A 20973-nucleotide genomic window follows, 5' to 3' on the forward strand; every position below is an offset into this window, starting at 1 on the left:
AACGCTCGGTGAAACGCGCGCCTGAAGATCATCAAGGCGCCGGGTTCAGCAAGGTCGTGTCCGCCGCATTGGGGTCCTGCGCTTCGACGACCACTGCGGTGATGTTGTCGCGCCCGCCGCGCGCGAGCGCGAGGTCGACGAGTTCGCAACATGCGTTTTCGCGCTCCGCCGTGGTCAGCACGTCGGCGATCTCGTCGTCGCTCAGTTCGTTGCTGAGACCGTCGCTGCACAACAGGAACACGTCGCCGTCGGCGACTTCGATCGCGTCGTCGTCGAGTTCGAGCGAATCCGTTGCCCCGACCGCGCGCGTGATCATGTGCTGCGCGGGATGATGGCGCGCCTCTTCGTCGGTGATGACGCCGAGCGAGCGCAGCTCCTCGACCTGGCTGTGATCGCGCGTCAGTTGCCGCAATTGCCCCGCGCGGTACAGGTAGATGCGGCTGTCGCCGGCCCACACGTAGCCGCAGAAGCGATCGCATGCAAGCAGCACGACCACGGTGCTGCCGATGCGCTGCACCTGGCGGCGCGCGGCTTCGTCGCGCAATTGACGGTTCGCGGTTTGCAGACGCGCGCGTACATCGGCGATCAGCATTCTGAGGCCGTGCGGCGCCGCGAGTTGAGTCAACGCGTCGATCACGGTGCGGCTGGCAACGTCGCCGACCGCGTGACCGCCCATCCCATCGGCGACAGCCCAGCGTCCCGCTTCGGGCTCGTCGAGGCAGGCATCTTCGTTGATTTCGCGGACCCGTCCCGTGTCGGAACGCGCGGACGACGTCCAGCGAAATTGACTCTCGCAGGTCACAACGGCTACACCATATCGTTTCGGTTGCGTGCGTCCGGAGACACGGTGAGGTTCGCGTTCGCGCCGGTGTTGCGTACGTCGACCGACTGGAACTGGTTGATCATCTGGTTAGCATAGAAGTTGTTGGAGACCTCGTACAGATTGACCACCGGCCCAATGCTCGGCGTTTGCGGCACGAACGGCTGAATCCAGCCATAGATCCATGGCGCGCCGCCGCCACCGCGAATCGCCGCCATCGCTTTGCGATCGAGCGCGAGGTTCAGCGAGAGGTCGTTCAATTTGATGCAGGACATGTCGTTCTCCGGTTGGCCGCGTGGGCAATGCGCGCGGCTGAATGGACCCGGCACCACACGTGCAAAGGCCATGCCAATCGGGGGCGGATTCGACGCGAAGCCCACGGCGCGTTGACTGGCGCGGCTTGCGCGGATTTGCCACGAACACGGTCGATACGATCGGTCGGCTCGCGGCCAACAAGCCCACATTTGAACAGGTGTGCGACCCAACACATTCAGCGGGTCCCACGGGTTCTCCATCCAGTTGAAATCAACGCGCGACACGGCTCGCAAATGAGCGTCGCACACCAACAGAGCAGCGCGATTTCTGTTGGTCCCGTCCTGACATCTACCTCTTCAGAAAACCGTTCGATCGGCCGTCAACCCTGTAAACAGGGGTTTTCCGGCGCCTGGCCCGGATGATGCAAAAGCTGTCGCAACAGTGTTGGAAATGCGAACGAGGCCAGCCATGAACACCCAAACGCTCGATACACGCGACGACGACCCGCAATCCGCAGCCGCTCGCGACACCACATCATCGACGATCGATCTGCCGATCGGCGCGCATCTGGTCACGCAACGCAACGGCTACGAACATCACGGCATCTATGTCGGCAATGGCCGCGTCGTGCACTACTCGGGCTTTGCGGCCTCCGCGCATCCCGGACCGGTCGAGGAAGTCGAACTCGCGCGCTTCGCCGCCGGCCATTCGCTGTCGGTTCGCGCGACGCCGAGCGCGATCTACGTCGGCGCCGATGCGGTGCGCCGCGCGCGCTCCCGCCTCGGCGAAAACCGCTATCGCCTGCTGACCAACAACTGCGAACACTTCTGCGCGTGGTGTCTGCTCGGCGAAAGCCACAGCGAACAGGTGCATTGCTGCTTGCGCCATCCGAGCACGGGGGTGCGCGCACTGCTGTGCCTCGTGAAGGCGTTCGTCGAGAGCGGGGCGAGGAACGAACACCGCGTGGCGCAACTCGCGCAAGTCGCGTGAACGCAGCGCGTCAGGAACCGGACGATTCGAGGAGAACATCATGATTGCCGCAGAAAAAAGCCTGCACTGGGCCGTCGACAAATGGCTCGCACCCACGCCGTCGATGCCCGCGCGCGTGGTGCGGTTCTGCCATCGCGCGTCGCAACAGCAACGCTATGTCTGTGTGCAGGCGTTGAAGCCGGAAGGATTGCTGTCGATTTTCTTCTTCCGCCACGGCGACGGTTCGTGGAACGTGTTCCCGCCGCAAGCCGAGCGGCCCGCGATGAACGGGTATTGCCGCACGGCCGCGTAGGTCCTCATGCGTGACCCGCCGTGGCCGCTTCCTTGGCGAGCCACTGACTGAACAGCAACATCGCCGGCGTCATCGGCTTGCCCTTCAGGCAGGTCAGCCAGTAACTGCCCGCCTTGACCTCGACGTCGAACGGGCGCACCAGACGCCCGGTATTGATCTCCCGTTCGAACATCAACGCAGGCGCGAGCGCGATGCCCGCGCCCTGTATCGCCGCTTCCACCATCAACCGCGACGAATCGAACACCGGTCCGCGCACCGGCCGGGGCGCGATGCCCGCGGCCGCGAACCAGTTCAGCCAGTCCTCCATGCGGTACGAGCGCAGCAGCGTTTCGTTGGCGAGATCGTCGGGCCGTGCGAGGCGCGCGGCGATCCCGGGCGTGCAGAGCAGCGCGAGCGGCGCGTCGAGCAGTTTGGTGGCGAGCGAGCCGGCCCACGTCCCGTCGCCGAAACGGATCGCGAAATCGAGGCCCTCGGTCGCGAGGTCGACGAGGTTGTTATTGGTCAGCAGCCGCAGCTCGACGAACGGATGCGCCTCGCGAAACGACTTCAGGCGCGGCATCAGCCAGCCGACCGCGAACGTGCCGACCACACCGATCGTCAGCACCTCGTGAAAATGCCCGCCGTCGAACCGATTGAGCACCGTCTCGATACGATCGAACGCGTCGGACAGCACGGGGCGCAGCGCGAGCCCTTCGTCGGTCATCGCGAGGCCGCGCGGCAAACGCTTGAATAGCGCGGTGCCGAGCCGCTCCTCCAGCAGGCGGACCTGCTGGCTGACCGCGGCTTGGGTCACGTTCAGCTCTTGCGCCGCGCGCGTGAAGCTCAGATGCCGCGCGGACGATTCGAACGCGCGCAGCGCGTTCAGCGGAAGATACGGTCTCATGGTGCAGATACAAGATTTTCTTGTGAGTGGGCTAACTTATCACCATCGGCCCACTTCGCCGACTTCCTGTCCGTTATTCGCCAGTCGAATTGTGCGACACTAGGGCCACATCGACGGGGGCAATCGTACGCCCGGCGCCGCGCCAGACGCGCGGTGGCGAATCGGCAATCAAGAGCCGGCAATTGTGAGCAACGGTGAACGGCCGCCACGGATTGCCTCGATGTAGGTGGTGAGAAGTTGACTGTCCAGATGGAATGTTCGACATGTTCTGCCGACGTTCGTCCAGGTAAGCCGTCGGCTCGTGCAACCTTGCATCATTGCCCTCGATGGGGAGTGCGCTATGTCCGTGTATGTTCTGGCCTTGCTCATCGGCGTCGTCGCCGGCCTTCGCGCGATGATCGCCCCCACCGCCGTCAGCTGGGCCGCGCGTCTGGGATGGCTGCCGCTGCAAGGCACGTCGCTCGCCTTCCTCGGCTTCGCGGCCACGCCATATATCTTCACCGTGCTGGCGGTCATCGAACTGATCACGGATCAATTGCCCGAGACGCCGAGCCGCAAGGTGCCACTGCAGTTCGGCGCGCGAATCGTGCTCGGTGCGCTGAGCGGCGCGGCGATCAGCGGCGCGCATGGCGGCCTGGCGGGCGGCATGATCGTCGGGGTGCTGGGCGCGGTGGTCGGCGCTGTAGGCGCGGTGATCGGCACACTCGGTGGCGCAAAGGTGCGCGGTTCGCTCGCCAGCATGTTCGGGCGCGATGCGCCCGCGGCGTTGATCGAGGACGTGGTCGCGATCGTCGCGGCTGCGTTGATCGTCGTGTCGTTGCACGGGTTCTGACACAAACGCGAAAACGCGGCGGGACGCTTTGCGCGTCGCCGCCGCGTTCGGTCGCTGCCCGCAGCTTATCGAACCTGGGCGATTCGCGCGGCAGTCGTGACTTGCCTGACCGGCGCCGCCGCCGTCGAACTCGCCGCCGCTGGCGGCATCAGCTTGCCTTGCGCGAGCAACTGAAGCGTCTTCACCACCAGAATCGCGATGATCGCGTTCGCCACCACGAACAGAACCGGTGCCGCGAATTCGATCGGACCCGTCGCGCCGCGTTCGACGAGACGCAGGGCCATCGTCGGCAACGCCGCTAAGCCGAAGCTGAACGCCCAATAGCCGGGCACGAATGCCTGTTGGCGGATCCACGGCAGCAAACGCAGCAGCATCAGCGCCTGATAGAGACCGTAGCCGAGTAGCGCGTAGGCGAACAGATCGGGCGTGCCGCTGGTGAGGCTCATATACGCGACACCACCGACGACTGGCGGCGCGAGTTGCACGCCGAGGGTCGGGCGCAGCGCTGCGGGCAGCGGTTCATGCACGGCGGCGCGATGCAGGATCATCGATTCGAGCGCGAGCCACGCCAGCATGCCACCGCCGAAAAACAGCTCGCCCAGTTGATGGAAGCCGAATGCGGCCGAGCTCGCCGCCGCGACGAAGCCCGCTCCGACCGTCGGCAGATAGATCGCTGGCGTGGTCAGTTCGGGCTTGCGGCCGCCTTGCCACAGCTTGCCCTGTAGATAGACGCCGAGCCCAAGTTGCGCGATCGCCGCGATGCCGTACAGCGTCAGCGCGAGGGTATGCGCGTACGGCTGCAGCAGTTGCGCGGCAAGCAGCGTCGAGATCGGCGCGAGCGCGACGAACGAAGACTGCACCGGATGGTCCAGTTCGGCGCGTGCGTCGGCGGTCCGTGCGAACCACTTGTGCACGTAGGCGGACAGGATGATGACCCAGACGGCGAGCGCCGCGATCGTCACCACGCTGCCGGCGACGGCCGGCAAATGCCACAGGCGGATTGCTACGCGCCACAGGTTGGCAAGCGCCAACGAGCCCACCGCGATGCTCAAGGAGCCAGCGGGAACCGCACCACGATTGCTGTTCATGACGACCTCCGAAAGTTGCGTCGCGCTGCGGGTTGCTGGCCATGCGCGATCGATGGCCTACTGTAAAAGGCCACGGAGAATCGCAGAATGCTGCAAACGCTCGACAAATGGCGCAAGCGTCTCAAGCTGTGTTTTAGACGGCGAAAGGGGCAGAGAAGGCGGGGGAGGAAGGGCGACCGTCAACCGCCCATGCGCACCAGCATCGCCAGCAGCTGGTCGAACGAAAGCGGCTTGCGCGCGTAGGCAATATGCGGATTCGGCTGGACCGGAATGTCCGATGCGGCACTGCACAGGATGATCGGAATCCCGCGCAGCTCTGGGTCCTCATACAGCGCCGCGCACAACTGGAGGCCCGACATGACCGGCATCATGCAATCGGACAAGATGATACCTGGCCGGCTCGAGCGGACCAGTTCAAGCGCGACGGCGCCGTTCGACGCCGTCTGTACCGCATAGCCGTGTCGTTCCAGCAGCAGCCGCCACACCGTGAGGATGTCGAACTCGTCGTCCACCACCAGAATGGTTTTCATGAGCGGCTAGGTTTTTCGCCGCGATCGCAGCGTGGCCGACAGGCCCGGCGTCGATTGGGTGCCCGCGGCGCCGGGCGAGCCGTCGATCACGTCGAGTCCTTGCGACGAAATCGACAGCTCGCGCAGTGACGTGTCGTGCGCGCTTTCGCGTTGCTTCACCACCGAAATCATGCGCCGCAGTCCGCCTTCGGTTTCGGCGTAGCGCAGCAGCACGAGGTTTTCGGTCAACGCCGACACGCGCACGGCCTTCGCGTGACCCGGATCGCTGTACAGCGGCAGCTCCTCGGTGACGAGCGTCGTGATGGCCGCTTCGCGCAACTGATGCAGCAGTGCATTGAGGAACAGGCCGAAGCGCTCGGTACGCAACGCCGAATCGCGAAAGCCCTCGACGCCGTCGATCACGATGCGCGTCGCGCCGGTCTGCTTGACGGTGGCGAGCGCTTTCGCGGCGATTTCATCGATCGCGAGTTCGATCGCCGGCTGCCAAAGCACCATCAGACGACCGTCCTGCCACGCATCGGCAAGCGCGATCGACACCGCTTCGGCCTTGCCGATGAGTCTCTGCGGACTCTCGTAGAAGCCGAGATACACGCAACGCTCGCCGCGTGCGAGACCGGCCGCGAGGAACTGCAGGCACAGCAGGGTCTTGCCGACGCCCGACGGGCCGATCAGCGTGGTCGTTGCGCCTTGCGCGAAGCCGCCGCCGAGCAGGTTGTCCAGGTGCAGCAAGCCGAAGCCGAGCCGTGCTTTCAGATCGACGGGGCCCGCTTGCTCCGCGAACTGCGCTTCGAGGCGCGGGAACATCAGCAGCCCGCTGCCGGCAATGCGGAAGAAGTGCTTGCCCATCAGATGATCGCGCGCGCGCATCTTGTGCACTTCTATTTCGCGCGCGCGCCGCATGCCGTCGTGATAGCTGTTCAGCTCGATCAGACCATCCACCAGCGTGTGCTCGGGATGCGACTCGTTGCCCGACAGCGGCGCGAGCAGCAGCGTCGTGCAGTCCATCGCGGCGACCAGCGCGTTCAGCTCGTGGATGAACTTCGACAGCGACAGCTCGGTTTCGCTGAATTCGCGCGCGCTGCGAAAGCCGTCGATGATCATCAGGCTCGGCCGGTAGTCGTAGATGCTCGACGCGATCAGCTTCAGGAAACCGTCGAGGCCGTCCTGCATCAGCTCGTGATAGCCGGACACGAACAGCATCTGCTGCGCGACCGCGGCTTCGTCGAAAAAGCTCAGGCCTTTCAGGTGACCGAGCAGCTTGTCGTGCGATTCGGCGATCAGCGTCATGTACAGCACTTTCTCGCCTTGCCGCACCCGATGAAAACCGATCTGGCTCGACAGGATCGTCTTGCCGGCGCCGGCCATGCCCTCCAGTAGATAGACGCCACCGCTCACCAGACCGCCGCCAAGGATCTCGTCGAAACCGGGCACGCCGGTTTCGACATTGCGTCGCGCCGCGTCAGGCCGGGGCGCGTCAGCTCGCGCCGCGTCGGACGGGCGAGACGTGTTGGATGCGTCGGTAGTCATTGTCGATGTGTCGTTCAAAGTGCAAGCGACGGCCTGGTCGTGACCGTCCTGTGCTCAACTCAGTCGTGGCAGCAATCCCCATTCCCGATCGCGAGCGATAGTGTCCCCCGGCGTGAATGCGGGGAGTCTATCCGGCAACGCGTGCTCGGCGAACGGCATGTGCTCGACAGCGCGGCGTGAGAGGGCGAAAAAGGCCGGCGGCGAGGAGCCCGGTGCATGCGGCATGAAGGGGAGTGAAGTGCGGTGGCCGGTCGAACTTGCAAACCGATGCAATGAAACGGAAAGGCGAGCGCTTCACTCATACGGCGCCGCAGGATGCGGTCGACGCGGCCGATCACATAGGTCAGGTGCAGGTTCGAACGACGGCTGCGAGTGGCGCCGGCTTCGGCGGACGGCTTCTGATGCTTGTTCATGGTGTACCGGGTGACGCGCCTCGCCGTATACAATTCGGCAGCGCCTGATCCCAGCGGGCTTACACCCGCCTATTTGCCAACCGATCCAACCCATGCCGAATCCGACCCGGGCCATTCTTCTCGGCCCGCTCCTGAAAGGCGTTTCACGCTCCTTCTATCTGACGCTGCGCGTGCTGCCCATCGGCATGCGCGATCCGATCGGCCTTGCGTATCTGCTCGCGCGCGCGGCCGATACGATTGCGGACACCTCGTTGATAGCACCGGGCCAACGCCTCGAATTGCTGCTCGCGTTGCGCGATCAGGTCAATGGCGTGGCTGTCGATAGTGCGCCGTTCAAGCGCATCGCCGCGGAAGTCGCGGGTCAGCAGGCGCATTCGGATGAAAAGCTGCTGCTCGAATCGTTGAGCCCCGCGCTCGACGTGCTCGCGCAACTGAGCGAGTCCGACCGCCACTCGGTGCGCGCGATCGTCACGACGCTGACCGAGGGCATGGAATTCGACCTGCGCACGTTCCCCGACGAACGCTCCGGCCAGATCGCGGCGCTGCGCGAATACGACGAACTCGATCGCTATACGTATCTGGTCGCGGGCTGCGTCGGCGAGTTCTGGACCACGATGACTTACGCGCACATGCCGGGCACGCTGAAAGAACAGCCCGACACGATGAAGCAGCGTGGCGTGCGTTTCGGCAAGGCATTGCAGATGACCAACGTGCTGCGCGATTGCGGAAAAGATTTGCGCATCGGCCGCTGCTATCTGCCGCAGAGCATGCTCGAGCGCCACGGTCTGAGCGCGCGCGATCTGCTGCAACCGGCCAATTCGATGCGCGCGCGGCCGCTGCTCGTCGAACTGCTGCGCAAGACGCTCGATCATTTCCGCGCGGCGCTCGACTATACGCTTGCGATTCCGGTGAGCGCGGTGCGCTTGCGGCTCGCCTGCCTGTGGCCGATCCTCATCGGCCTCGACACCTTACTGCTGCTCGCGGAGAACGACGCGTGGCTCGATCCGGCGAAAGTGTCGAAGGTGACGCGCCATGACGTGTATCGGATCATCGCGTCATCGCTGCTGCTGGTGCCGTCGAATGCGCTGGTGCGCAATGCGATCAATAGCCGCATCGCGAGGATCGAAACTCGGCGGTAGGCGTAAACGCCTACCGTTGCGCGCACAGCTACGCGCATCGAATAAAACTGAATCGCTTCAATGCACTACGAATCGCCCGCAGGAGCCGCGATTTATTCTGGATCATTGAATCTTCAACAATCGGGAAAGCCCCAGGCCACTGCATTCGCGCTTCACGTTAGTCTCTTTGAAAAGGAGGCGACCCATGCGACAAGCGTTCAATATTGCGTTGGTGCTTTTGCTTGGCTATCTGATGGCGGATCGCGCGTTGATGCGTGCGCAGGCGGGCGAGGTCGGCACGATTACATGTCACCAGGGCGCGGCGCTCGTCAAATCGGACGCGTTGAAAAAGGGCTTTGGTGACGCTGGCGCGAGCGCGCAGAGCGAGAGCTTCCTGTCGAGTTGCCTCGTGACCGGGCGCGGCCAGGTCGGCAATATGATCGCACGCGACTGAGCGCGGGCAGCTGAGAATTCATCGCGGCGCACGCAGAGCGTCGCGAAAAAGCGCCCAGACCGTGAAGGCCTGGGCGAAGTCATCGGGAGCCCGATGACGGAGGTAACCACATACGAACTGGCCCGCGCTCGGACATACCCGAGTCGCGGGCCAGTTCATTTGAATCGGGGTGCGCGTCGCAAGGACGCGCTATTTGGAAGTGCTCGCGGTTCGTTTCGCCGTAGGGCTTCGTGGCCACACAGCTGCGCTTGACGAACCGCCTGCCACCTACCGCTTACTGACCGAAGTAGACCGACTTCGGGCCACTCGTCGGAGCCGCATGGCTCGTTTGCGACGTACCGCTCACCGCACCACCAAAGCCGGTAGCGGTTTGACCGACGCCGTTTTGCGCATCGACGCGGGCTTGCGCAGCCTGGATGTCAGCCGGGTAGTGCGGGTCGGCGTGACCAGGTTGATAGCCGGCCTCTTCCAGTTGGATCAGCTCGGCGCGCACTTGAGCGCGGGTCACGGGCTGGTTGGCTTGCGCGAACGCGGCGACCGGAGCGGCGACAGCGACGGCGATGACAACGGCTTGAATCAGCGATTTCATGATACTTACCTCCAGTTCAGGGTTTTATCTTGCTGCGAACTTGCTTGTTCGTAGTCAGTGATTGCATTGTAATTTGGCGAACTTGATAGAGTAAGTCGTGAGATAGGTAATGTTTGTTGCGGAAATTGATATAAAACGACGGAACGTTTAGGGTTAACGCGTAGACGGGTGTCCGGTGTCGCAGGAAATGGAAACTATGCGAGGTCGGTGAATGACTGCTGCCACAGTTCGTGATTGATCCGGGCGGTCGACATCCCTTACGGGAGTAAGGTGGTCCGCGATTGCGTCAAATCGACCCGGCCATTCGACACGTGATAGGCCGAATGTCTCTTAAGCAATAGCAACGGTCGGTTGGTCGTGCCCTTCCCAGCGTCATCAGCAGTCGGCGAATTTCGGGCGGACCCTGTCCTGCGGCCGCGACGTTGCGCGGCAATTTAAGGCGGTCCGCTGGACGCGCGGCCTATGCGGCCTCGCCAATCGTCTTCAAATGTGCCAACTGCCTTTTTGGCGGAGCGCCGAACATCCGCGCATATTCGCGGCTGAACTGCGACGGACTTTCGTAGCCGACTTCGAATGCGGCGGCCTGCACGCTCATGGACTGCGACAGCAGCAGTCTGCGAGCTTCCAGCAAGCGCAATTGCTTCTGGTATTGCAACGGCGGCAAGCCGGTGAGCGCTTTGAACTGCCGATGAAACGCCGACTCGCTGAGCTGCGCGATTCTGGCAAGGTCTTCCACTCTCATGGGTTGCGCATAATTCGCCCTCACGTTGTCTACCGCGCGCGCGAGCTTGTGCGAAGGGCTCTGGATCGACGCGAGCTTCGCAACTTTGGGGCCGTTTGTTCCCGCAAGGAGCCAGTAGCCGATCTCACGCATGATCATGGGCTGGAGGACGGCGGCGGCATCGGGCGTATCGAGCAGATGCACGATGCGCAGTGCACAATCCATCAAAGGCCCGTCGAAATTGGCGACGAACACGCCGCAGCTTGCATCGCCCGACGGCACTGGGGCAGTCGGCATGTCATTGGCGACCGCACGGATCATCGACAGATCCAGCTGCAAAAGCAGAACCAGGCAAGGTTTGTCCGGGCTGGCCTCGAACACTTGCCCCCGGGACGGCGTTTGGACGCCGACGACCAGCGCCTGACCCGCCCGATATTCCAACCGTGCGCCGCCAAAACTTGCCCACTTCGCGCCTTGAGCGACGATGCACAAGGCGGGACTCGCGGAGCGCAACGTCGGCGGTTTCGGCTGATCTGAGCGAAGAATGAACACGCCTTCGAGCGGTGTCGCGTACGGGCTCGTGCCCGGACATCTGTCGGTGTAGCGAAGCAGGGCGGCGGCAAGTCTGCTGGGCATGCTGAACGGTATGATAAGAATGAGGTTGGTACATCATAGGATAACCGAGCAGGATCAGGCAATAACTCGGCAGGTTCGGACATTCTCACGGCAAGAACGGGAGCGGACAATCAAACGTATCCCAGCCAACAGGAGGTGTCAGATGACAACAGCGAACGCTCAACGCGCAGGTTCGAACATTGCGATCGTTACCGGCGGTAGCCGAGGCATCGGCCGCGATACGGTACTGCGGCTTGCCGCCCGCGGCGTCAACTCGATCTTCACGTACAACGCCAATCAGGCCGAAGCCGATGACGTCCGAGCACTCGTGACCGAGGCGGGTGCGAAGGCGATTGCGCTGCAGTTCAGCGCAGATAAAGCCGCCACGTTCGACGCTTTCGTCACGCGAGTGCGAGAAGCACTCGATAGCTTGGGTGCGAAGCGCTTCGACTATCTCGTGAACAATGCTGGCACGTCTTCCGCGTCAACCCTGGAAGCGGGCACTGAAGCCGAGCTCGACGCACAGTTCGCGGTCCATTTCAAGGCGCCGTTCCTGCTTACCCAAAAGCTTCTGCCGTTGATCAGCGACGGGGGACGCATCGTCAATATCTCGTCGGGCCTCGCCCGCTTCGCGTTTCCAGGGCGGACCATCTACGGCCCGATGAAAGCGGCCGTCGAAGCACTGACGCGTTACATGGCGCTCGAACTCGGGCCGCGCCGGATCACCGTGAACGTCGTCGCGCCGGGCGCGATAGCGACCGACTTTAGCGGCGGCATCGTGCGTGACAATCCACAGGTCAACAAAGCCGTCGCGGACCACACAGCGCTTGGCCGCGTAGGGTTGCCGACCGATGTGGGGCCGGTGGTCGCGGCACTTCTCTCGGACGAGTTCGGATGGGTCAACGCACAGCGGATCGAAGTAGCGGGCGGAATCCAGATATGACGTCCGTTTGCAAAGGCGTCGATGCGCCGCTTCAGTGCAGCGGCGGTTCTGACAGTTCACCCCGAGATTGTTGTGTTCGGTTTAGCTATCAGATGACGCATCCGGCCATTTTCAGAAGGCCTCGTGAATAAATGCAAGGCGTTCGAAGCGGATGCGCAGGCGTCGAAAAAGGTTATGGCCCCGCGCGTCCGGGTGATACAGCCCACCGCCAACCCGGTGACCGCTTGTGTAGTGATGCAGCCATTGGAATGTCTCGACGACGTAGCGGACGAGGGGCCGTTCATGGCCGTTGTCCGCGCCATGTCGCTTGTCGCCGGGAAAATAGCCGGCGGCGCTGCGCTGCGGCGGTCCCGAACCGAAATTCTCGGTTTCCGTGGCACGATTCACCGTCCGCTTCACTGATACCGTCACTGCCAACCGGCCACTGCGTCAAGACTATTGGAATAGTCGAAGAAATCCAAGGTCCCCGATTTCACGAACTCTGGCATCCGGCAACGTTCCGCACTACCACCGCTTTGCGGCGTGCTATTTCTCCGAGACCGGATTGACGGACGAGGCCGTTTCTGCCGCATCGTTTCGCGCGATGCCCGGCGTCGCCTCACGGACCGATTGCCGCAAGCGCGTGAACGCCTGGCTCGTGCGTGCATCGCGTTGGTCGCGTGCGTCGTAGAAGTCCTGGCTGAGCCACTGGCCGAGACTCATCATCAGCGAGCCCAACGCGCTCTTGAAGCGCACCCATGCGTTGCCGGTGCGCGCCAGTTGCGCAGCCGCCTCGACCGCCTCGGCGGCGAGCCGGTCCAGTTCCGCGTGCAGATAGTCGGCGAAATGATGCAGGCCGTGCTGATTGCCATTCGACGATTTGCGCTCCAGTTCGACGTGCTGCGCAATCAGCGATTGATTGGACACGCGAATAAACGGCGGCGTATCGGTGCGCGCGCCGCCGCCCCGGCGAATCGCCACACCGAGATTCGCGGACGCCTCGGCGCGCTTGCCAAGCGGTGGCATTTGCCACTTGTCGCACAGGTACTTCAGCAGGCTGCAATGATCGAATCGTTCGTTGCACACGCCAGCTTCGCACCACGGTGACACCAGGATGGCGGGAACACGCACGCCGAGTTGTTTGAAATCGAAGCTCGCGGTATGGTCGTCGGGTGCGACCGCGTCGGCCGGCGGCGACACGTGGTCGTAGAAACCGCCGTGCTCATCGTAGAGGACCACCAGTAACGTGTGCTCCCACAGCGCCTGATTCGAGCGCAGCGCATTGTAGGTATCCGCGATCAGCTTCTCTGCCTTCATGATGTTGTGCGGCGGATGATCGTCGTTCTGCGCTTCGCCGAAGTACTTCGGCTCGATCAGTACGAATTGCGGAAACTGACTGGCGGGTCCCGCCGCGTCCTCGAAGAATTTATCGAAAGAGCGGTAATTCGCGAGGTTTTCCGCGCGTCGCTGGTTCTTCAGCAGCAACGAGGCGGGGAAGTCGTAGAAATAGACGCTCCATGTTTTTCGCGCGGCGTTCAACCGATCGAAAATCGTGTCCTGATCCTGTTCGGTGTACCAGTGCGGATTGAGCCCGTCGAGTCCCGAAGGCATTTCGATCTCGCCTTTCGACGTACCCGTCAGCGCGAAAAAACGGTTGGGCCACGTCGGCCCCGGCAATGACGAGAACCACCGGTCGCACACGGTGAATTGCGTACCGAGCGTGTGCAGCGCGGGCAGAAAGCCGAGCGGGTAATAGCCCATCACGTCTTGTCGCGCGGCGAGGCTACTCTTCGGGTAGTCGTTCACGAACGTACGCACGAAACCGCTGTTGTCGGCGGCGATCTGTTCCATCACGGCCTTGTGCTCGTGATTCGGATCTTGCTTCATCTGCCGCTCGCGCGTTTCACGCGGATAGAAGGTGTGGCCTTGACCGTCGGCGTTCGATTTGCCGGCCGCGTTGCGTACGCCGTCCAGTTCGTCGTGCACGGCGTCGAGGCAGCCGAGCATCTGGTCGAACGAATGATTCTCCATCAGCAGCAGCACGACGTGTTCGATCGGATCGCTCTGCGTGTTCTGCTCGACGTCACTCATCTTTATCGCTCCACTCGGGACGGGATGGACTTCGCGTTGCCAACTTAGCGCAAAACGCGCGGCGGCGAAAGTGCCCTGCTTTGATGCGGACATGCACGCGACGGTCAATGTACCTCGTCGCATGCATGACTCGCTTAACGTAGCATCGACTCAACTACCGCCCGAGAAGATTGGACCTTGCCCGCCCGGCGCGAACGATGGGAAGTGGTCGCCGGACGGCGCGGCTGCCGCCGGTGCATGCGATCCCGACTGCGACGCCGGTTCGCGCAACGTCAAGGCGCTATCTGCCGTGATCGGCACGCTCGGCTTCGCGAGCAGCTCGGTCTTGCGCATCGAGCCGACCGACGTGCCGAAGTAATAGCCGATGATGCTGATCCACGCGGTTCCCAACGCGCCGACGATCACGTTGACGAGATCCTTGTTGGTACCCGGCAAAGGCTGGAACGCCATCAGCAGCAAAATGCCGAAGAAGCCGGTGGTGACCGCCATCGCGAGCACTTTCGGGACCCAGTCGCGATTGGCGACACCCATCGCCCGTGCGTTCGCGGTGTCGCTCGTGGCGATGCGGGCCATGTCGGCGTCGTGCGCGAGGCTCGACTGCGCGGCCGTCACCATCAACTGCTGCAATTGCAGCGAATTCGCGCCTTCGGCCTGGCGAAGTTTTTCGAGTGCGCCGGGGTCGTTCAACGCGGGTTCCACGAAGGCCGGGTCGCTCGGCGTGCCGAGCGCGTGCGAGATGATCGCGGCCGCAGCGGTCACGCCGAGGCCGACCGGCCCCCCTACGAGCCCGGCGAGAAGCGGGGCGGTGCTGTTGATATTTTTCGCTACTTTAGACCAGTCCATCATGCTGCTCCCAGGAGAAGATTGGCTGCCATGCGTTCGGTCCAGCCGCGGCTAAAATTCGGCCACGAATGCAGGTTCCGCAGGTACCGCAGACGATACGCGGCGAAGCGCATCACGAACTTCATCGGATCGGCGTTCTTGACCGCATCGAGCGTGTCGGGGCCGAACTTGCCGTCTTCCCTGGCGCCAGATGCTTTCTGCATCCACAGCACGACGAGGCCGCCGTTGTAGTTCGCATCGAAAATCTGGAAAGCCACGCGCGGATCGAGTTCGTCGAGATGCAACGGGTCCCAGTACCTGCGCTTGGCGATCTGATGGGCGGTATCGAGCGGAAGGTCTTTCATCGCGCCGTTATAGCCCTCACTGCGCGCGACGCGCGCTGTCACACCCCACATCGTTTCGCCGCCTGGATCGGCTGGATTGAAACTGTACCCGCCTTCGTTTCCAATCAAGGCTTTGAATGCATCTTCGAAGCTGTCCATCGAACTGTCTCCTGTTCGGCTGTGTTACCAACTCAAATGGCGAATGCGCGCGGCTCAGGCCGCTCGCATCGCCCGTCCTACGGCGTCGCGTACCGTATCGAGCGATGCCCGAAGCGGGTACGACGTCATGGGATTCGAAACGGGCTTGACGCGCAGGTCAGGCCTCGATGTCCGGGTGTCGGCTTCGTCGGGCGATGCGTCCGTCGAGAGCGCCAGCTCGCGTTCGCGCGCCGACAACGTGCCGGCGTCGAGCTGCAATGCCTGTGCATACTTGCGCGCGGCCTCGCGCAGCGCGCCTTTGTGTTCCAGCGCGTGGCCCCATTCCACATAGGACGGCGCGAGATCGGGACGCAACGCGACGGCGTGCGACAGCTTGTCGATCGCTTCGTCGTCGTGGCCGGTTTTGACGAGCGCCTCGGCCCAGTCGTGCAGCGTGTCGACGGAGTCGGGGTTCATCTCGGCGGCCTGCCTGAATGCTGCGAGTGCTTCGCGATCGTGCTTGTTCGAATGCAACAGCACGTCGCCGAGCAGTCGCAGGTTTTCAGCGGTGCGCGACTTTTCCTTCGCGCCGGCCCGCAGTTCCTTTAGCGCATCGTCGATGCGGTTCTGCTGTTCGAGCGCAATGCCGAGACCCGCGCGCAGCACCGCCGAGTGCTTGTATTGGGTCAATGCTTCACGGATCTGTTGCTCGGCTTCTCTCGAGCGCTGCTGACTGTCGAGCAACCACGCCTTGCCCGCGACTGCCCATTGGGCTTGCTCGGAGGAGGGCAACGCGAGGACTTCGTCATAGATCCCGACGATCTCGCGATAGTCGCATTGCGCGAGCGAGCATTTGGTCTTTTGCACCTGCGTGTACAGATGACTGGCGAGGATGTTAGGTTCGGCGAGGCGCATCGCCGTGACTGCGATGTCGTGCACGAGCTTTTCGAGGTCGCGCCCTTCGAACGGCACCGTGCTTTCGCGGCCGTTGAACGGTCCGTGTTCTATCTGCACGTGCGCGACGTATGAATCCGCGCTGCTATTCGTTTTCGTGATGCCGATGTGCACGGCGACATCGTCGCGCTTGAGCACGCCTTTGATGAAGCGCACCGTCGTCGCATACGACATTTCCTGACCCGGAATCTGGATGTCCTGTTGCGCGTCGTTGCTGGTCATCGTGTCGTGCGGAATCGATTCGGCATCCTGGCCGATTTCCTTCATCGCCGACATGATCCGCTCGGCGAGAAAGTTCGCCGTATAGCCGCGCTCGGTCAACGTTTGCGGTGTCTCCACCGGCGGTACCAGCAATTGACGCGCGAGCACGCCGCGCACGACAAGGCAGATGGAACCGATCGTCAGTAAGATGAACAACCAGGGCAGGACATACGGCCAGAGGCGTTTCGGTCCGCGGCCGATCACGCCGAAGATGTGCAAGCCGAACAGCACGAATCCGCTCGAATGATGACGATCGCGACGATTCGCGGTGTTGGCGCGCATGAACGGGCCGTCGTACCCGTTGGTTGACCGGCGTTGACTCTGTGCACTCGACATGACTCACCTCGCTTCGATCGGCGATCGATGTTGGCGATCGCCTGACTTGCGCGGTGGGTATGCATCGAACGTGCCATCGCGCATGGAACGGGCTGGCAGCCGGATGTTGGCCTTCTGGTGGGGAATTGAAAGAAAGAAGTGTTGCGACGTGGCCAACGTATTGCGAAAAACAGTTTGCTGGCGAGAGACAGAATGTGCGTTAGCAAATAAAAATGCCGCTCAGTCCAGAAGACTGAGCGGCATCGGTGAAGCGAACTACTGTTTGTGGACTCTGCGCTGCCGTGGTTTAAACCGAACTCGGCCGCCACTTCAACAATCGATTCTCCACCGCGGTCAGCAGGTAGTCGGCGGCAAGCGCGACCACCGCCAGCACGATCATCGCCGCGAACACGCCGGCGGCATTGAACGCGCCCTGCGCGGTGGAGATCAGCAAACCGATGCCCTGCTTCGAGCCGAGAAACTCGCCGACCACCGCGCCGACCAGCGCGAAGCCGAAGCTCACGTGCAGGCTCGCGAGAATCCAGCTGAGCGCCGACGGAATCACGACCGAGGTCGTCACCTGACGGCGCGACGCGCCGAGAATCTGCGCATTCGCGATCATGTAGCGATCCGCTTCGCGCACGCCCTGGAACGCGTTGGCGAACACGACGAAAAACACCATCACGACCGCGAGCGCGACTTTCGATGCCATGCCGAGCCCGAGCGCGATCACGAACACCGAGCCGAGCACGACGCGCGGGATCGAGTTGGCGATCTTGATGTAGAGGCTGAACACGTCGGAGAGCAGCTTGTTGCGGCCGAGCACGATGCCGCAGAAGATGCCCCCGATCGAACCGATGATGAAGCCGAGCCCCGTTTCCTCGAGCGTGACCCACACCTGCGTGAGCAGCGGCCCTTGCGACGTACCGTTCACGAACCAGTCGACGATCTGAGCGAAGATCTCGGTCGGCATCGAGAAGAAGAAAGGATCGATCCACTTCAGGCGCGCGGACAGTTCCCAGCCGCCGAGCACGACCACGAGCAGGAGAATGCGCAGCGAAATCACCAGAACCTGGCGCTGGCGGATCTTCTTCTGCGCAATACGCTCGACGTGAGCGAGCGACGCGGCGTCGATGCCCGTGGGCATCATCTGTTGAGAGGTTGTAGACATGTTTGCCGTTCCTTGATTAACCGATCTGCACTTCTTCGCGCAGGTCATGCCAGATATCGCGCGAAATTTCGATGAAGCGTGAGTCGTAGCGGACCTCCGATGTGACGCGCGGTCGCGGCAGATCGATTTCGTAGACTTTCTTCAGCGTGGCGGGGCGGGCAGTTAGCACGAACACGCGGTCGGCGAGCGCAATCGCTTCTTCGAGGTCGTGCGTGACGAACACGACCGAGCCGGCGCCGCCCCACAATTGCAGCAACTCGTCCTGCATCAATGTGCGCGTCTGCATGTCGAGCGCCGAGAACGGCTCGTCCATCAGCAGGATTTCCGGCTTGTTGATGAAGGTCTGCGCAAGCGCGACGCGCTTGCGCATGCCGCCGGACAGTTGATGCGGATAATGCTTGCCGAACTTGTCGAGGCCCACGCGGCGCAGCCATTCGTTCGCTTCGTCGTAAGCGGCCGATTTCGAGCGGCCGCGATACAGCGGACCCGCCGCGACGTTGTCGAGCACCGAGCGCCACGGGAACACCGCATCGGCCTGAAACACGAAACCAATGCGCGGATCGATGCCGTCCACCGGCGCGCCCATCACGCGCACTTCGCCGGTGGTCGGCTTCAGCAAGCCGGTGATCATGCTGAGCGTAGTGGACTTGCCGCAGCCGGTCGGGCCGACCACCGCGACGAATTCGCCGCGTGCCACCGACATGCTGAAGTCGCGCAGCGCGATCGTGGCCTTGCCGTCCGGGGAAATGAAACGGCACGACACTTTGCGCATTTCGATCGCTGGCGTCTCGCGTGACATAGGTTGATTCATCGGCGGGTGCCTCGCAGTTCTGTGAATATGAAAGAAGCGTTACTTCGACGCGGTCTTGACCGGCGCCGACACGTAGTCGTTGGTATAGGTCTTGGCGAGATCGATATGCTTGCCCTTCACCGACGGATTGAATGCGGACAGCACCTTCAGCACCGTATCCGGGCCGTCGGCGGGCATCTTGCCGTCCTTCGTGAACATCGGCAGCGACGCCTTCAGCGCGTTCACGTACAGGTCCTTGTTGTTGCCGTAGTAGTCCTTCGGCATCTGCGCGGCGATGTCCTCGGCGCTATGCGTCGCGATGTAGTTCAGCGTCTTCGCGAACGCATGCGAGAGCTTCGCGGCCTCGTCCTTGTGCGCTTCGGCCCACGCGCGCTGCACGTAGAAGCTCGAAGCGGGGTAGGTGCCGCCGAGCGCGGCGCGCGTGCCGTCCACGTTGCGCATGTCGACCAGCACCTTCGCGTCGCCGGTCTTCAGCAGTTGCGAGACGGTCGGCTCGGTGGTCATGCCGGCGTCGATGCGGCCTTGCTTGACGGCGGCGATGAAGCTGTTGTCCGCGCCGACCGGCAACATCGTGTATTGCGTCGACGGCACGCCCGCGCGCTGCGCGAGGTACTGCGTGAGGAAGCTGGTCGATGAACCGAGGCCGGTCACCCCGAGCGTCTTGCCTTTGACGTCGGCCATGCTCTTCAGCGAATCGGCCGCCTTCGTCGAGACCATTTCGACTTCGCCCGGCACCTGGCCGAAGACGACGAGCGCCTGCACTTCCTTGCCCTTGCTCTGCAGGTCGATCGTATGATCGTAGAAGCCGACCACGCCTTGCACCGCGCCCGCGAGCAGTTCGTTCTCCGCATCGACGCCGGCCGGCTGCGACAGGATCTCGACGTCGAGGCCTTCGTCCTTGAAGTAACCGAGCTGCTCGGTGAGCTTGGCCGGCAGATAGATGATCTTGGTGGCGCCGCCGACCATGATCGTTATCTTCTCGGCGTGAGCGGCGGCCGAAGCGGCGGCAAGGGCGAACGCAACTCCTGATACAGCGGCAATCTGGCGCAAGGTACGCATGAAGCAGTCTCCTTTGGTGGGTCGCCGCGACCGTGGTGCGCGGCGCTTTTCTGGGTCAATGGGGGCGATTATAGAAATGCAAAACCTTCTGCCAGCTTTCGGGGTTTGGCGCAAAACATGGGTGTTAACCCGAAAATGCGCCGAAAAAGCGCCGAAATTTGCGCGCGGATCGGCACTGCGCTCGCGGCGGGCACTGGACGTATGCGGCGAACCACACGGTATGCGCGCAGGCCCCTGGTTTTAAGGCACAATCGACGACCTGACTTTTGCCGTTGCCGCCATGAAGCTGCTGCTGATCGAAGACAACCCCACGCTTGCGCACTGGCTCGCGAAGATGCTGGAGCAGGAAGCCTTCGCGCTCGACGCCGTGCAGGACGGCGATGAAGCCGACCGCCTGCTGCGCACCAATCACTACGACGTGATCCTGCTCGACCTGAACCTGCCGAAGCTGTCGGGCAAGAACGTGCTGCGCCGGCTGCGTCAGCGTGGCGACGCGACGCCGGTGCTGATCCTCACCGCGAGCGGCTCGATCGACGAGAAGGTGGAGCTGCTCGGCGCCGGCGCCGACGACTATCTGGTGAAGCCGTTCGAAGTGCGCGAGCTGATCGCGCGCATCAAGGTGGCGATTCGGCGGCAGTCGCCGTCGAAAGCGGGCGAGGTGGTGTGCGGCGATCTGTCGTTCGACATCGACACGCGCCAGTTCACGCTGAAGGGCGCGCCGCTGAACGTGACGCCGCGCGAGCGTTCGGTGCTCGAAGCGCTGATCCTGCGCCTCGGCAAGACGGTGACGAAGCCGGCGCTCGTCGATGCGATCTTCACGCTGGCCGACGAGCCGAGCGAGGACGCGGTCGAGATCTACATTTCGCGTCTGCGCAAGAAGCTCGATGGCAGCTCGGCCGCGATCGTCACGCTGCGCGGGCTCGGCTATCTGCTGCGCAAGCGGGAAGACGACCAGTAA

The 20973-nt window shown here is 62.9% G+C and carries 23 protein-coding genes; 7 read left to right on the forward strand and 16 right to left on the reverse strand.

Annotation, left to right across the window (positions count from 1 at the left end):
* Window positions 1–31: 31 nt before the first annotated feature.
* Entirely contained in the window at window positions 32–802 is a 771-nt protein-coding gene (locus OKW44_RS14325) for a PP2C family protein-serine/threonine phosphatase (protein WP_018423714.1), read from the reverse strand.
* 5 nt (window positions 803–807) lie between these two features.
* Window positions 808–1095 (reverse strand): hypothetical protein, encoded by a 288-nt coding sequence (locus tag OKW44_RS14330; protein WP_026226395.1) that lies wholly within the window; start codon window positions 1093–1095, stop codon window positions 808–810.
* A 448-nt stretch (window positions 1096–1543) separates the two neighbouring features.
* Here OKW44_RS14330 and OKW44_RS14335 point away from each other — a divergent pair, with 448 nt between their 5' ends.
* Both OKW44_RS14335 and OKW44_RS14340 read left to right on the forward strand, forming a co-directional pair.
* The gene (locus OKW44_RS14335; protein WP_018423712.1) at window positions 1544–2065 is read left to right on the forward strand and encodes a lecithin retinol acyltransferase family protein; all 522 of its coding nucleotides are present in this window, start codon (window positions 1544–1546) and stop codon (window positions 2063–2065) included.
* 40 nt (window positions 2066–2105) lie between these two features.
* Window positions 2106–2357, forward strand: a complete 252-nt coding sequence (locus OKW44_RS14340) for a hypothetical protein (RefSeq protein WP_018423711.1) — start codon at window positions 2106–2108, stop codon at window positions 2355–2357.
* 4 nt (window positions 2358–2361) lie between these two features.
* Here the strand turns inward: OKW44_RS14340 and OKW44_RS14345 are convergent, their stop codons facing one another.
* The gene (locus tag OKW44_RS14345; RefSeq protein WP_018423710.1) at window positions 2362–3240 is read right to left on the reverse strand and encodes a LysR family transcriptional regulator; all 879 of its coding nucleotides are present in this window, start codon (window positions 3238–3240) and stop codon (window positions 2362–2364) included.
* A gap of 340 nt (window positions 3241–3580) precedes the next feature.
* Between OKW44_RS14345 and OKW44_RS14350 the strand changes: the two genes are divergently transcribed.
* The gene (locus tag OKW44_RS14350; protein WP_018423709.1) at window positions 3581–4072 is read left to right on the forward strand and encodes a membrane protein; all 492 of its coding nucleotides are present in this window, start codon (window positions 3581–3583) and stop codon (window positions 4070–4072) included.
* 65 nt (window positions 4073–4137) lie between these two features.
* On the opposite strand, the gene tehA is transcribed toward OKW44_RS14350, so the two are convergent.
* The 3 genes from tehA to OKW44_RS14365 all read right to left on the reverse strand — a co-directional run bounded on the left by tehA (window position 4138) and on the right by OKW44_RS14365 (window position 7217).
* A complete protein-coding gene (tehA, locus tag OKW44_RS14355; protein ID WP_018423708.1) occupies window positions 4138–5160 on the reverse strand; it encodes a dicarboxylate transporter/tellurite-resistance protein TehA in 1023 nt (340 codons plus the stop codon).
* A 179-nt stretch (window positions 5161–5339) separates the two neighbouring features.
* Window positions 5340–5690: a response regulator gene (locus OKW44_RS14360; protein WP_018423707.1), complete on the reverse strand. Its 351-nt coding sequence runs from the start codon at window positions 5688–5690 to the stop codon at window positions 5340–5342.
* A gap of 6 nt (window positions 5691–5696) precedes the next feature.
* Window positions 5697–7217 (reverse strand): ATPase domain-containing protein, encoded by a 1521-nt coding sequence (locus tag OKW44_RS14365; protein ID WP_018423706.1) that lies wholly within the window; start codon window positions 7215–7217, stop codon window positions 5697–5699.
* 505 nt (window positions 7218–7722) lie between these two features.
* Between OKW44_RS14365 and OKW44_RS14370 the strand changes: the two genes are divergently transcribed.
* Together OKW44_RS14370 and OKW44_RS14375 are read left to right on the forward strand one after the other, a co-directional pair.
* Complete coding sequence (locus OKW44_RS14370; protein ID WP_018423705.1) at window positions 7723–8769, forward strand: phytoene/squalene synthase family protein; 1047 nt, start codon at window positions 7723–7725, stop codon at window positions 8767–8769.
* A gap of 184 nt (window positions 8770–8953) precedes the next feature.
* Window positions 8954–9202 (forward strand): hypothetical protein, encoded by a 249-nt coding sequence (locus OKW44_RS14375; protein ID WP_018423704.1) that lies wholly within the window; start codon window positions 8954–8956, stop codon window positions 9200–9202.
* A gap of 274 nt (window positions 9203–9476) precedes the next feature.
* Here the strand turns inward: OKW44_RS14375 and OKW44_RS14380 are convergent, their stop codons facing one another.
* Together OKW44_RS14380 and OKW44_RS14385 are read right to left on the reverse strand one after the other, a co-directional pair.
* Window positions 9477–9791 (reverse strand): DUF4148 domain-containing protein, encoded by a 315-nt coding sequence (locus tag OKW44_RS14380; protein WP_018423703.1) that lies wholly within the window; start codon window positions 9789–9791, stop codon window positions 9477–9479.
* A gap of 460 nt (window positions 9792–10251) precedes the next feature.
* Window positions 10252–11148, reverse strand: coding sequence for an AraC family transcriptional regulator (locus tag OKW44_RS14385; protein ID WP_018423702.1), 897 nt, complete (start codon window positions 11146–11148; stop codon window positions 10252–10254).
* A 142-nt stretch (window positions 11149–11290) separates the two neighbouring features.
* Between OKW44_RS14385 and OKW44_RS14390 the strand changes: the two genes are divergently transcribed.
* Window positions 11291–12070, forward strand: a complete 780-nt coding sequence (locus OKW44_RS14390; protein WP_018423701.1) for an SDR family NAD(P)-dependent oxidoreductase — start codon at window positions 11291–11293, stop codon at window positions 12068–12070.
* A 111-nt stretch (window positions 12071–12181) separates the two neighbouring features.
* On the opposite strand, the gene OKW44_RS14395 is transcribed toward OKW44_RS14390, so the two are convergent.
* The 8 genes from OKW44_RS14395 to OKW44_RS14430 form a co-directional block, all read right to left on the reverse strand.
* Window positions 12182–12487 carry a hypothetical protein gene (locus OKW44_RS14395; RefSeq protein WP_018423700.1) on the reverse strand — a complete coding sequence of 102 codons (306 nt, stop codon included), beginning with the start codon at window positions 12485–12487 and terminating at the stop codon, window positions 12182–12184.
* Window positions 12488–12595: 108 nt separating this feature from the next.
* The gene (locus OKW44_RS14400; RefSeq protein WP_018423699.1) at window positions 12596–14140 is read right to left on the reverse strand and encodes an alkaline phosphatase family protein; all 1545 of its coding nucleotides are present in this window, start codon (window positions 14138–14140) and stop codon (window positions 12596–12598) included.
* Between the two features lie 150 nt (window positions 14141–14290).
* Window positions 14291–14983, reverse strand: a complete 693-nt coding sequence (locus tag OKW44_RS14405) for a hypothetical protein (protein WP_018423698.1) — start codon at window positions 14981–14983, stop codon at window positions 14291–14293.
* The gene (locus OKW44_RS14410; RefSeq protein WP_018423697.1) at window positions 14983–15465 is read right to left on the reverse strand and encodes a glycoside hydrolase family 108 protein; all 483 of its coding nucleotides are present in this window, start codon (window positions 15463–15465) and stop codon (window positions 14983–14985) included. Before OKW44_RS14410 ends, OKW44_RS14405 begins: the two co-directional genes overlap by 1 nt.
* A 54-nt stretch (window positions 15466–15519) precedes the next feature.
* The gene (locus tag OKW44_RS14415; protein ID WP_018423696.1) at window positions 15520–16995 is read right to left on the reverse strand and encodes a tetratricopeptide repeat protein; all 1476 of its coding nucleotides are present in this window, start codon (window positions 16993–16995) and stop codon (window positions 15520–15522) included.
* Between the two features lie 286 nt (window positions 16996–17281).
* Window positions 17282–18145, reverse strand: coding sequence for an ABC transporter permease (locus OKW44_RS14420; protein ID WP_026226393.1), 864 nt, complete (start codon window positions 18143–18145; stop codon window positions 17282–17284).
* Between the two features lie 16 nt (window positions 18146–18161).
* A complete protein-coding gene (locus OKW44_RS14425) occupies window positions 18162–18956 on the reverse strand; it encodes an ABC transporter ATP-binding protein (protein WP_026226392.1) in 795 nt (264 codons plus the stop codon).
* 39 nt (window positions 18957–18995) lie between these two features.
* Window positions 18996–20015, reverse strand: a complete 1020-nt coding sequence (locus OKW44_RS14430; protein WP_018423693.1) for an ABC transporter substrate-binding protein — start codon at window positions 20013–20015, stop codon at window positions 18996–18998.
* A gap of 280 nt (window positions 20016–20295) precedes the next feature.
* On the opposite strand from OKW44_RS14430, the gene OKW44_RS14435 reads away from it, so the two are divergent.
* Window positions 20296–20973, forward strand: a complete 678-nt coding sequence (locus OKW44_RS14435) for a response regulator (RefSeq protein ID WP_018423692.1) — start codon at window positions 20296–20298, stop codon at window positions 20971–20973.

The organism is Paraburkholderia lebeckiae (assembly GCF_050436325.1).
Lineage (GTDB): Bacteria > Pseudomonadota > Gammaproteobacteria > Burkholderiales > Burkholderiaceae > Paraburkholderia > Paraburkholderia tuberum.

Bases quoted from the DNA above. Each gene is read 5' to 3' on its own strand.
- OKW44_RS14350 (WP_018423709.1), top strand. From the start codon at position 3,581: ATGTCCGTGTATGTTCTGGCCTTGCTCATCGGCGTCGTCGCCGGCCTT.
- OKW44_RS14415 (WP_018423696.1), bottom strand. From the start codon at position 16,995: ATGTCGAGTGCACAGAGTCAACGCCGGTCAACCAACGGGTACGACGGC.
- OKW44_RS14330 (WP_026226395.1), bottom strand. From the start codon at position 1,095: ATGTCCTGCATCAAATTGAACGACCTCTCGCTGAACCTCGCGCTCGAT.
- OKW44_RS14365 (WP_018423706.1), bottom strand. From the start codon at position 7,217: ATGACTACCGACGCATCCAACACGTCTCGCCCGTCCGACGCGGCGCGA.
- OKW44_RS14375 (WP_018423704.1), top strand. From the start codon at position 8,954: ATGCGACAAGCGTTCAATATTGCGTTGGTGCTTTTGCTTGGCTATCTG.
- OKW44_RS14410 (WP_018423697.1), bottom strand. From the start codon at position 15,465: ATGGACAGCTTCGAAGATGCATTCAAAGCCTTGATTGGAAACGAAGGC.
- OKW44_RS14430 (WP_018423693.1), bottom strand. From the start codon at position 20,015: ATGCGTACCTTGCGCCAGATTGCCGCTGTATCAGGAGTTGCGTTCGCC.
- OKW44_RS14390 (WP_018423701.1), top strand. From the start codon at position 11,291: ATGACAACAGCGAACGCTCAACGCGCAGGTTCGAACATTGCGATCGTT.
- tehA (WP_018423708.1), bottom strand. From the start codon at position 5,160: ATGAACAGCAATCGTGGTGCGGTTCCCGCTGGCTCCTTGAGCATCGCG.
- OKW44_RS14425 (WP_026226392.1), bottom strand. From the start codon at position 18,956: ATGAATCAACCTATGTCACGCGAGACGCCAGCGATCGAAATGCGCAAA.
- OKW44_RS14340 (WP_018423711.1), top strand. From the start codon at position 2,106: ATGATTGCCGCAGAAAAAAGCCTGCACTGGGCCGTCGACAAATGGCTC.
- OKW44_RS14345 (WP_018423710.1), bottom strand. From the start codon at position 3,240: ATGAGACCGTATCTTCCGCTGAACGCGCTGCGCGCGTTCGAATCGTCC.
- OKW44_RS14435 (WP_018423692.1), top strand. From the start codon at position 20,296: ATGAAGCTGCTGCTGATCGAAGACAACCCCACGCTTGCGCACTGGCTC.
- OKW44_RS14360 (WP_018423707.1), bottom strand. From the start codon at position 5,690: ATGAAAACCATTCTGGTGGTGGACGACGAGTTCGACATCCTCACGGTG.
- OKW44_RS14335 (WP_018423712.1), top strand. From the start codon at position 1,544: ATGAACACCCAAACGCTCGATACACGCGACGACGACCCGCAATCCGCA.
- OKW44_RS14380 (WP_018423703.1), bottom strand. From the start codon at position 9,791: ATGAAATCGCTGATTCAAGCCGTTGTCATCGCCGTCGCTGTCGCCGCT.
- OKW44_RS14400 (WP_018423699.1), bottom strand. From the start codon at position 14,140: ATGAGTGACGTCGAGCAGAACACGCAGAGCGATCCGATCGAACACGTC.
- OKW44_RS14370 (WP_018423705.1), top strand. From the start codon at position 7,723: ATGCCGAATCCGACCCGGGCCATTCTTCTCGGCCCGCTCCTGAAAGGC.
- OKW44_RS14420 (WP_026226393.1), bottom strand. From the start codon at position 18,145: ATGTCTACAACCTCTCAACAGATGATGCCCACGGGCATCGACGCCGCG.
- OKW44_RS14405 (WP_018423698.1), bottom strand. From the start codon at position 14,983: ATGGACTGGTCTAAAGTAGCGAAAAATATCAACAGCACCGCCCCGCTT.
- OKW44_RS14385 (WP_018423702.1), bottom strand. From the start codon at position 11,148: ATGCCCAGCAGACTTGCCGCCGCCCTGCTTCGCTACACCGACAGATGT.